This is a genomic window from Vibrio sp. ABG19 (genome assembly GCF_029962385.1).
Classification (GTDB): Bacteria; Pseudomonadota; Gammaproteobacteria; order Enterobacterales; family Vibrionaceae; genus Vibrio; species Vibrio ostreae.
On sequence record NZ_CP071707.1, the window covers coordinates 1330911 to 1341907 of the forward strand.

The 10997-nt window shown below is 49.4% G+C and carries 13 protein-coding genes; all 13 read right to left on the reverse strand.

What is annotated here, in order from left to right; genetic code table 11:
- Positions 1–26 precede the first annotated feature (26 nt).
- The gene (locus J0X00_RS05915; RefSeq protein WP_282476620.1) at positions 27–836 is read right to left on the reverse strand and encodes a DUF4376 domain-containing protein; all 810 of its coding nucleotides are present in this window, start codon (positions 834–836) and stop codon (positions 27–29) included.
- Complete coding sequence (locus tag J0X00_RS05920) at positions 836–4153, reverse strand: hypothetical protein (protein ID WP_282476621.1); 3318 nt, start codon at positions 4151–4153, stop codon at positions 836–838. Before J0X00_RS05920 ends, J0X00_RS05915 begins: the two co-directional genes overlap by 1 nt.
- Complete coding sequence (locus J0X00_RS05925; protein WP_282476622.1) at positions 4153–4782, reverse strand: DUF6682 family protein; 630 nt, start codon at positions 4780–4782, stop codon at positions 4153–4155. The genes J0X00_RS05920 and J0X00_RS05925 overlap by 1 nt, the downstream gene beginning before the upstream one ends.
- Entirely contained in the window at positions 4782–5390 is a 609-nt protein-coding gene (locus J0X00_RS05930) for a hypothetical protein (RefSeq protein WP_282476623.1), read from the reverse strand. Before J0X00_RS05930 ends, J0X00_RS05925 begins: the two co-directional genes overlap by 1 nt.
- 2 nt (positions 5391–5392) lie before the next feature.
- On the reverse strand, positions 5393–5854 hold the full coding sequence (locus J0X00_RS05935; protein ID WP_282476624.1) for a hypothetical protein: 462 nt from the start codon (positions 5852–5854) through the stop codon (positions 5393–5395).
- Positions 5855–5911: 57 nt separating this feature from the next.
- Positions 5912–6292 carry a hypothetical protein gene (locus J0X00_RS05940; RefSeq protein ID WP_282476625.1) on the reverse strand — a complete coding sequence of 127 codons (381 nt, stop codon included), beginning with the start codon at positions 6290–6292 and terminating at the stop codon, positions 5912–5914.
- 18 nt (positions 6293–6310) lie between these two features.
- Positions 6311–7516, reverse strand: coding sequence for a DUF4043 family protein (locus J0X00_RS05945; RefSeq protein ID WP_282476626.1), 1206 nt, complete (start codon positions 7514–7516; stop codon positions 6311–6313).
- A gap of 62 nt (positions 7517–7578) precedes the next feature.
- Positions 7579–8610, reverse strand: coding sequence for an ATPase (locus tag J0X00_RS05950; protein WP_282476627.1), 1032 nt, complete (start codon positions 8608–8610; stop codon positions 7579–7581).
- Positions 8611–8735: 125 nt separating this feature from the next.
- Complete coding sequence (locus J0X00_RS05955) at positions 8736–9365, reverse strand: Gp49 family protein (RefSeq protein WP_282476628.1); 630 nt, start codon at positions 9363–9365, stop codon at positions 8736–8738.
- A 198-nt stretch (positions 9366–9563) separates the two neighbouring features.
- On the reverse strand, positions 9564–9728 hold the full coding sequence (locus tag J0X00_RS05960) for a hypothetical protein (protein ID WP_282477020.1): 165 nt from the start codon (positions 9726–9728) through the stop codon (positions 9564–9566).
- 8 nt (positions 9729–9736) lie between these two features.
- Entirely contained in the window at positions 9737–9904 is a 168-nt protein-coding gene (locus J0X00_RS05965) for a hypothetical protein (RefSeq protein WP_282476629.1), read from the reverse strand.
- Between the two features lie 9 nt (positions 9905–9913).
- Positions 9914–10426, reverse strand: a complete 513-nt coding sequence (locus J0X00_RS05970; protein WP_282476630.1) for a glycosyl hydrolase 108 family protein — start codon at positions 10424–10426, stop codon at positions 9914–9916.
- 172 nt (positions 10427–10598) lie between these two features.
- Positions 10599–10901, reverse strand: a complete 303-nt coding sequence (locus tag J0X00_RS05975) for a phage holin family protein (RefSeq protein ID WP_282476631.1) — start codon at positions 10899–10901, stop codon at positions 10599–10601.
- Positions 10902–10997 lie beyond the last annotated feature (96 nt).

Consider the following 10997-nt stretch of genomic DNA (forward strand, 5'->3'; position numbering starts at 1 on the left):
GGGCCGCTTTAAAAGGAAGGGGACGATTATTCAGCGCTATAAACAAAGGGCTCTAGCTTTGAACCTTCTCGCCAAGCTGTGTATGAAACATATACGGCGTCAAGGCGCTCGGTGTACGCATTGAGCACAGATTTCAGTTCAGAAACCGACGTTTCTCGCACTGAGTTGTCTGCGAGGATCCACTGCCGAACAGTATCTTCGGGCATTCCCAAGCGTTCAGCATACGCGATAGCAGAGGTCATATTATCCCGACCAGACGCATCAACTTGCCAAACGACATTAAACAACTCGATGTTGCTTTCAACCACGCTTTCTCGGGTCGATTTAGCGAGTTCCTGATGATAGTCCGCCACTATCTGGCTCTCATCCGATATTGCTAAAATAGGCTCATCAAGTTGCCACGCATCGATCGCAGCATCATAAAGCGCTGGCGAAAACACCGGTTCAGACTCCTCATCGATGCGCTCCAGAAATGCGCTGTCATCGAGTACGGGGGTTCGTTCAAGCCAGGCCAGATACTCATCATGAAACGCCCATTTCTCCGCTTCACACGCTTTGCTGATGGTGTATTTCACAAATTCAGGATCACCACGCTCTTTTGCTAATGAGACAAAGGCCCAACTTTTAAGGTCATCACGCGGGTTCTCAACTAGGAATGACACATCAATGTATTCATCAACTAAACGTACGGATTCTTGCTCTACACCATCCTCATCCTGGTATTTATATACCGATGAAATTTTATTTCCCGTAGGCAATGTCCTCAGTTCTTCGTGATAGAAATTACGAATGGGATCTGGTAGGTCGAACAGCGTTCCTTGAGTATTATCAAACATTACAAGTCGACTCCTTTAGTTTGGAAACCAGCGCGCGCACGATTATCAATAAATCCATAGGGAATGGCTAATTCAGAGCAGCCACATAACAATGTGTTATTGTTTAAATCAGTGTATGAACTTATCCCATCGACGATGGTCATTACATTGCTATCCCCCCAGTCATTCCCAACAAATCGCAATTCATTCCACTGGAACTGCAATGTTCGCACCCCATCTTTAGCAATAGGATATGTGAGAACTTTTCCGGCGATTGAGCTGTTATTGGGGGCACCTAAAGGCACTTTTGCGTGGCTTGGCCCCGGAACATTTCGTATGACTCCACTATTGCCAGAGGAATTACAAGACAACACGGAAAGATGATCATATTGAACGCCTGATGAATTAGAAGAGCAGACTTTATTAATCATTGATGCTAATAAATTTCGTCCATTCATGTCCTTAGAATCGCAAGAAACAAACACACCAAGATTACATGTCGGCCCCCCTAACATTGGCATCCTTGCACTACTTGGCCGAGTGATAGCCGCCCACACATCGTAGAACAAAAGACAGATTGAGCCCTCAGCTAACGTAGCCGAGTATTGATTCAATTCTGTGTCTGTAGAACTTAATGTAACCGGTCCTATGACCCAGGTTGTCCCATAATTATTAGACCTTGCATATGTGATCGCAGGTGCTGATGCAGGGCGTGATAATGGGAACGAAGAATAGTTACCATTCGGTGCAACATGGACGAACCCACCAAGCCACCCCTCCGATAATAAAGGGCTGTTGATTATAGACTCGATACTCGCTACTACATCCATCATTTTAAATGTGCCGGAAACGGAAATGCCTGCGCTTTCAAGTGCCAGAATGTACAATTCGCTGGTTGAAGCCATTGCTGTAGCAAATCCCCATTGACTCGCGGAATTCTCAACATATTGGCACCAAACATTATCGCTAGCCACATTAAATACTATTGCCTTAACAACTTCATTCAAGCCGGAATGATATAGGTATATAACATCACCTACCTTCAAAAATGACGTGTAGCTGCGTCCTAGCGTATCGTTTCCATACACTTGTACCCTTGAGCTTGTCGTATACACCCCGAATGTATTTCCATTCCGACCAGACTCATTTCCGCGAGTTAAACGGGCCTGCTTTAGCTTTTCTAACCCACGGTAAGAGCTGTTTTTACATTTCTCCAGGACTTTAGCATCATCAATAACAGAAGATGGATATGCTGGCTTACGCCAATCAATGACACCCCCAACGCCACCACCAAATATAATATCGTGCAATTTTCCATCAGGCCGTATTGCGTTGTAGTTACTCGGTTCATTAACGGAACCAGTATCCACGTATCGCCCTGGAACAAATTCTTGGCCATAGGTATTCCCTGTTTTAAACAAATAGGCTGCCGTTCTATAGTGCGCCAATGCTATCATCTGTTGCTGTAAATTTGTGGCTACTTTGGAACTTGGATTGATACTCTCTGGTACCGTGGCTGTCGCTGTACCGTGTGGGTTCTTGGTCGGGTGCCATACTCCCTGATTAAGACGAGGCACAGTAGATAATACGTAAAGGTAGCACTCTCCATTTACAGCGACCCCAAGATCCTGAGCACTTCGAGAAGTAAACATTCCGACTTCTGGCAGAGTATTGTAACCGTTGCTCTCATTATCATAATAAGCAGACGGTGATGGCGAATCGAGCTGACCTCTCGCCGTGACTAATCCTGAAGAAAAGGTAGAATAACGCACTCCCGTAACTGCGTTAGATTGGAGGTTTTGCCAGTCACCATTCCCGGCACCTCTAATCGTGCGTTGTGATACTGTCCATTGGACAATTTTACCATCGCTTAATCGATAAACTTTATGCTTCTTGTTCTGGAAAATTTGAGCTAATTGTTCCTCACTCAAGCTACCGTTGAGAATATTGAAACCTCTGCCTGCTGGAGCCCCTTGGCCTGGGTAGGCATCGAAATGACTACGTGGTCGAAAATCATTAACAACTGTAGAAATACCATCAACTTGCGTCAGGGCGCATTGCTGCATCCCGTATGGATAAAGAATCGGATCATCCGTATTTATTTCGCGCAAGTAAATCTCAAGAGCGACAAGGTCTACAGGATGAGTTACTACACTACGAGACACGGGCGTTAGAGTAATACTATTTATAACCATAGTTCCTCCCGTATTATTGTCGTCTCTTATGCGTAGCTGAATCTTATCTCCTGAGTTTTCAGGGACTTTAAAAGTTTTAGTATGAACTCCTGCTTCGGATACCCTTAGATAATCATGTGCAGAAGCTCCCGCATACGCCATCTCAGCATAGAACGTGCAACCAGGTTGCAGTTCTTCTATATCAACTTCAAATACGAACTCTGTACCGTCTGGAATGTCCATCCATTGATGGATGTATGAGTCTCCTGATGATTGGTAATCTTCAATTAACAGTGCACCATCAATAACTTCGGCTCTCTTTAGTAGGGTATCCTGACTCCAACCGTCCAAGCCATATTGGAAGAATCCATTCTTTACCAAACCTTCATGAGCACGCAACACTGCTTCGTCTCTTGTCAAAGCAACGTTCCCGTAACGAGGGTCTAAATCTGTCTCGTAATTGATGTGCTCCCCTGTTGAGGCATCATATACTTCCGTTCCTTGCGGCGCGGGAGGTAGGCTAAAATGAAACTCATCTTCAACATCCCGCCCTATACCTTTTAGTGCTATTGAAACGCCCGACAAATTAAACTCAGCATAATGGGTTTTCGATGTTCCGCCAGAGTCGGCTCCGAAAGGTCTACCGACGATTATTTTGTTCGCAAACGATGATTGATTGTTTATTGCCCACATCCCCTCGTTAACTGTTACTGCATTACTCCGATCCGCATGCTTACCTGCATGAAGCATCCCACTACCAGCATATTCTCTCTGCATGGCCTCTCTGTCTGCGATCAAGTCAGATTCTGAGCGCAAGTACGCGGCGGCGCTCAGCCAACGCGGGTCAATTTTTCCTGACGCGTCTGCCAGCGGAATTTTACCTGGTTCTGGTTCTACTGTAGCCGTCCCACCAGTGACAATCGCGGCTGCATCATCACGAAACTGCTTAGTTTCGTTTGCATGCGCCCCTGCTTGTATACTGAATGCTTCCGATTCACCTGCACTGCTCTGTGCGCGATCAGCGTGATCGCTGGCACTTTCAGCCGAGTCAGAGGCTTTCTGCGCATTTTCCTGTAAGCCTGTATTAGCGGTAACGTACTCTTGGAGAAGGGCCGTTGTTTGCGCTGTCAGCGCGTCAACACTATCTGCGAGTTCCTGGCTCATTATCGGGCTCCTTCACTGCTTTTGATCATTTGGGTTTTGGCGCTGTCAGAGGCCGACTTATCGCCCAGGGCGGTTGCAAAGGCTTGCAAATGCAGTTGTGCCTTGTTGCCGTCAGCGACGTTCAACGAGTCTTTGTTGTAGGCTCGGTACATTACAAAGTCGGCTACAACGCCTTCATAGATATCCGTTAACGGGAATGCTTCCGCTTCATCACTGACTTTCAGATTGCGCGAGTAAACGATTTCCACATCGACCTGTTCCGCCGGAGCCGGATATAGGAATAGCGTGGTTTCATCCAATTCATTACGCGCCCAACACGTTGGAATGCCGGTCTTTACTCGCCAGTCAGGGTAAAGCTGATTGAGTTTGTTAATATCTACGAACTGAGCAGCAATGTTGTTGATGTGGTTGACCGCCAGAATTTGATAGGCGTCTGCAGGTAACGTGACGTTTACACTGGCTGTCGGCACCGTAGCCGTGGTGCGGCTTAGGTCGGGACGACGAATCAGTATGGCCGCAATCGCATCATTGAGAAAATCGGTCAACTCTGCTCGTGACCAACGAACGTTACGAATATCCACCAGGTCACGCGAAATGCGGTCGATCAGGGTTTGAACAGTTATAGCCATCAGAAGAACTCCCGTCTGCGAGTCGGATTATGGAAGGATTGGAAGTCGCCATTTTCCAGGGCGAAACGCTTTGCGCTGCGCATGGCCTCAACGAACCACTGGCGGTACTCAAAAGCCAATTGCGGGTTATGCCAGTCACTGTCCGGCTGCAGCATGAGAAGATGCGCCGCGCCATAGCAGATCGCTTGCTGGTATTCATCAAAGAGAACCTGGGGAACGTGCGTCGAGTTCAGAGTGGGCTCAATACTGCAGTGAACTACGCCGCTCACGATATCAACACCGAACCATACAACGTCACGTCCTTGCAGCTTGTAGTCATCGCCTTTGGTCAGAATGAGCGTTTCCTGCGGGGTTACGCTCGTGATTTTCATTATCTCACTGGCGATATAACTGCCTGAGCCTGCCCCGTTTAACTCAGAGCTACCGACCACCGCGAGCACCGAACCGGATTCGATAGCTTCGATTGGCCTGGTATAACGAACGACGCCGGATTCTCGGCAAAACTCCTGCGCGGCCTGCACTAATACCTCGTTCATTAACGGAGCAAGAGGAACGTTCACCAGTTGACGCAGCTTTGGGATAAAGGTATCGACTAAGACAGTTTCCATGATTAAGCCTCGCTGTCAGTGGCAGGCTCAGCATCCATAGCACGAATGCCGTCACGGATACGGACGCGGTACGCGTCTACATCTTCTTGCGCTGACTTGGCAGCAATGTCGAGTTCATGGGCCGCAACCAGCGTTTTTAGCTTGGCTGAGTTGAGCTTGGCAAGGTCGATAGTTTCACCTTTCAGTTCCACTACCATTGATGCGGCCAGTTGTTCCGCTTTTTCGGCTTGCTCTGCTTTCGCCCGATCAAGCGCGGCCTTCTGTTCTTTCTCCTGGACAATCTTCAAGTGATTTTCCAGATCAGATTCAGGGATCCAAACGGTAGGGTAATCAAGCAACTGGTAGCCGATATCTTGTGATACCTCAACCGGTTGGTGGCGCGGGAACACCAAGCGAGAGTTGGTGATAGTGTCTTTCTTCTTCGGCTTCGGCCCAATATAAACTACGGAAATTTTGTCGCTCATTATGCACTCCAAAAAAAAAGAAGGGAGCCATTGGCTCCCTTATGATCTGTAGTCAGCTTAGAAGCCGACGTTGACGTATTCAGGCATCACAATCAGTGAGCCGGTTGCTTCGCCACCTTTAATCGTGACAGACAGCACTCCTTTCTCCGCCAGGTATTCCGGCGCGATAGGGATGTGCTTGGATACCGCATCGGCTACCGCTTCATCAGCCACCAGCACGGTATCATTCACCTTCACATCAATGGCTACGGCGTTACCCAGGCCAGCAGTGATCAAACGAACGCCGGTCAGCTTGAGGCCAATCGGCAATTCCAGCACCTGAAACTCATCGCCAATGGCTGCGGCCACTGCAACCACGCGGCCTTCCTCTAAAGAAAGGTTACCGTGCGCGCCCACATACACAGTGTTATTAAAGCTCGCGCTTTGTCGGATAGTCATAGTTCCCTACTCCAATGGTTAGAAGTTAACGGCGGTATCAAGCGCGATAACGCCGTGGTCATTGACGCGACCGGTCTTGTCTTTGAAACGGATTTTCTTAGAGCCGTTCATCCAGTACACGGTCACTTCGGTGCGGTTGCCAGCATCCACCTGTTCTTCGTGGTAACGGAACTCCTGGCCACCCTGGGTCTTACCCCATGCGTAAGCCAGCGCCTGACCGCCAAGCAGAATCGCACGGTCAATCGTCGTACCCGCCGTTTTCTGTGCGATAGTTGCGGCTTTGTCGTTGTTCGACACATCGACTGTTGAACCGGTGTTGAATCGCACTGGCATGCCTTTGTACTTACGCACCAGGATGTTGCCACGCATCGCACAGTCACCACGGAATACAGGGTGATTGAAGTCACGCGAACGAGACAGCGCGTTAGCGGTCAGGTTCTGCCAGTCTTTGCCTGAGCTGGATGAATAGAAGTCAGCCCACTGTCGTGGCGTTACGTTCAGCAAGTAGAACGGCTCATCACCGGCCATCTTGTCGTCTGCAAAGCGGATTGGCTGCAGTGGGTGCGACATTTCTTCCAGGTACAGGTTGAGGTTATCCAGCGTCTCAATCGAGAAGATATCCGCTGAGTCCAGACCTTCAAACGACGTCGCATCGCCGCCGAAGAAATGGCGATCATAGGTTGGTGGTAAAACGTCGTTGACCATGATCTCGCTGAACTCTGAATCACTATCCAACGGCAGGATAATGTCATCCGAGATATAGTTACCGCGCGCGCCGGCCAGGTGCGCGGTGGTGATTTGGTCTTGCAGCGTACACACGTAATCAGGCATCAGGGTACGTGCCAGCTTACGCAGTTGGTGACGGGTACGTTGCTGCGACATTTTACCGCCGGAGTCTACCTGGTGACGGCCCTGGTCAATTTTCAGGGCAAAGTCTGCGAATTCCAGACCTTCACCACGGCCAGTGATACGACGGTCGCCCATCGTTGGCTTTTTGGTCAGACTGTGAACAATCTGCATTTCAACTTCATCACCGTTCGAACTGCCCAGGTCAGAGACGCGAACAATCGGCGCGTGTGGCGAAGTTTGCTCGTTACCTTTCTTGTTGGTGGTAACGTTCATGGTTGAGTTTTCCGTTAGCATGTTCGTGAAAGAACGGTTGCGTAACGTGGCTTTAAAGAGCGCGGTTTCCTGTAAGGTTACGCCCTTGGTAATGGTCGTCATACTCTAACTCCAATAAAAAAGCCCCAGCATTTCTGCCGAGGCTTTTATGTCATAACGAATGGTTAAAACCCTGCGTTAGCGAGTACCTGTTCAATTTGAGCTTGTGTCATATTGTCAAACATCGCAGATAGTTCCGCTGCGCTGGCGTTCTCTACACGGGTCATCAGGTCGCTGTTACCCGGGCGATTGGTATTGCCAAGCTCGCTTGGTGAGGCGGGTAAAGAGCCTTTCGCTTTATCACTGGCTTGCTGTGCCGCCTTCTGCGCTTCTTGCGCGGTCGGCTTTGGCTCATCACCAAAAGCTAATCGAACTCGTTTACTCACTTCATCAAATCGCTCAGCGTAAGAGCGGCCTTGCCACTCAGGGCTGGAAGAAAGATGATCATCAATCTGCTGCGCCATGCTCCATCGCTGACCGCCTTCACTCGCCCAACCTGTTAGGTCTGAGTTTGCTTGAAAGGCGGCCTGGACTTCTGTGTCTACCGCGTTGCTTGATTCTTGGGCCGCTATCTCTTTAGAGGCTGGCTGTGACGCATCGCTGGTCGAACCCGCGACCTCGCCACTTTTCACCATGCCGTCAATTTTGTTACTCAGCGCCTGAAAGTAATCAGCCAGTTCGGGATAGTCCTCTTTGAGACTGGCGAGCTTTTCATCGTCGAATTGAATGTCTTCCGGCAAGTCGGCAGGGGCTACACCAAGTTCTTCAAGTTGCTTGTTGCGAGCTTCGATGATTCGATTCGCTTTCGCGTACTGTTCGCTAATCGCGTTCGAAGCCTCTAGCTCTTTGCGTAGTCGGGCGTTCTCCTGGCGTTCTTTTTCCAGCACATCCATCGGGATGATGTGTTTCTGGTCTTTAGCCAGGATGCCCTCTGGTGTGGCATCTTGTTCCGCAGGTGGCGAGGCTGCGTCCGTATCGCCTTCTGAACGGTCTACCGTTGTCCCTTGAGTTTCATTGCCGGTCGGCTCGTCAGCCGTACCGTCATTCAGATCAGCGAATTCATCTTCGCCGCCCTCTGCTGCAGCGAGCAGAGCCTCAATTTCTTCCAGTGATTCGTTGCCGGTGACTTCAAATTCGTCGTTGTGATTAGTGCTCATGCTTTCTCCTTGGGTTAGACGTATCGCTGTCTGTGCGGGTAAGGGCTCTCGCAAAAACCCTTAACCGCGCATACAAAAAAGCCCCACCAGATGGCGGGGCAAAATCGAGGTAATGTCGGATGTTGTTATAGGTAGTTTCGTTGCTGCATGATGCTTTGCCGGACGTGATAGATATCCGTCTGAGAGCTGTAAGCGATAAAGTCACCGGCGTACACTGGTTCAAAGTGCGCAAACTGGTACTTCTTACCGTGGATCTCAATTTCGCTTATCGCAGGGCCACCTTCGGTGAGTGGATGGCCGATATCACTGGCGCGCTCGATTGGCTTGATCACATCATCAAGTTGGATTTCATACGCGATGCGGTTGATCGCCTTGCCTTGGTAAACATTGAACCCTTTCAGTTCCTGGCAAGGTCTTGGCTTATGGTCGGGGATTCCAGCGGATGCAGTGCTGCATGGAACGTATCGGTCGCTCGTTTTGCCGGTTACTTTCAGCAAGTAGCCTTCAAGCATCCACAGCGTATTGATTGCGTCTGCGATTGCATTCTCTTTAGCGGATTCACAGCCATATTCGTAGCTGTAATTGGCAGGGTCTACACACGCGTCATCGCCTCGTCCGACACTAAACCCGTTCGGCAGGAAGGCGTAACACACGGTTGTGGTCGTCGTGCCAATGCGCTCAAACTCAAATGTCAGTGAAGCTATTAACGCGTCAATGTGTGACTTTGATACGCTATTAACTTGTTTGTCTATCATCTTGATACCTTAACAACATGGTACGCTGTTATGTTGTTACGCTATCACGCTGTTAAGTTGTTATCGTAACCAAATAACAGCGTGTTAGTGTGTTAGTGTGTTAGCGTAATGGTTTGTTAAATCGCTTCAAAAAGGGCTTTGAACTCAGCCAGCCGGATAGCTGAACTAGGATCGAGGCAGATACCACCACCATCGAGTTCAGTCACGTTCAGATTGGTCGGCCAGGTCGGCGTAGGATTTGGAGCTATGCTGCACCCTGCCGCCGTTAGCGATAGTGTCAGCAGGGTTATTCGCCGCATCTTTCGCGCGCTTGCGGTTAATCGCATCCATCGTTGCATTGATAAGCCTCCCTAATGCGCTCACTACGGCCTTCATGGTGCGATAACTTCGTCGCACTGAACAACCGCACAAGTCAGATCAACGATGCCTTGCTGGAAGTCAGGTGTCGTATTAAAGCCGTATGTGGTAGCAATGGCCGCAACCAATACGATTAACGCCTTGATCACCTTTTTACTTTTCAAAACTGCCGGTACTTTCATAATGTGCTCCTAGTTGTCCTGAGCCACGTAGCGCAGGTTATTTGCAATACGCCGCGCCCATCCGCGCCCGTATTCGTCAAAGGTTTGAATGTCGGTCATAAATTCCAGACGCTCGGCCAGGAACAACGCCAACAAGTCATCAAGGCTCGTCGCTTTCACTGCCGTCATAGTATTAGGGCCGATAATGCCGTCATCTTCCGAGCCTACCGCGCGCTGCAGCATCTTGGTGGCATTGTGCATACCGTGATTGATTGCGGCGTCGAACATCTGGAATTGCATAGCGGGTCTGAATCGTTCCATGCCAAACGCTACCCACCAATCTTCGTAGTAGATCGCCTTGGCCTGTTCGATAGTCAGGTTCTCGATATCCAGGAGCGGATAACTCATGGCCGCAATGCCGAACTTAGTTCCCTTGAGCTGGCCTTGGCCAACAATGCCGCTTGTCCAGTTGCCTCGGTCAGAGAACGATTTTTGAAACCGGCCTTCGTGACCAATCACGCGATCAAATGAACTATCAAACATAACGAGCATCCTTCGAATAGTGAGAATGACTTGCCCCACCAGCCCGACTCGCCAGAATCGAACTGCGGGAGAATGCAGGGCAAATCATTCCAACCTGGTAATGAACTGAAACTAAAAAACCCCAAGGCCCGAACTAACGGACATTGGGGTTCTAATCAGAGTGGTGCTGGAATTAAGAAATGGTGGAAAGGAACTTCTTTTCAAATACAGCCAGGGCTCTAGAGCCTGCTAAGCCACTTATGCCACATGCGAAACCCATTAGAGTAATGGGCCATTCGTAGTACATAGCAGCGAGCATGCAAAGCATGCCAGCAAAGCCAGACACTACCACCTGCATGAAGGCATCCAGCCAGCGAAACTTGCGGTTATTCTTTCGTATATCGAGAAGATAGGTCACTAAACCTCCCCACATCGCCATCAAAGCGAGCCCGATAATCTCGAAATAGTTCCAGTTCTCTGGGTCTTTTAACGGCATGTTCACTCCAACACCAATAAAAAAACCCCGCCTATCGGCAGGGTTCGGACGAAAAAAAAGCCGCCTAGAGGCAGCTTTGGTATTGTGGAGAAATTT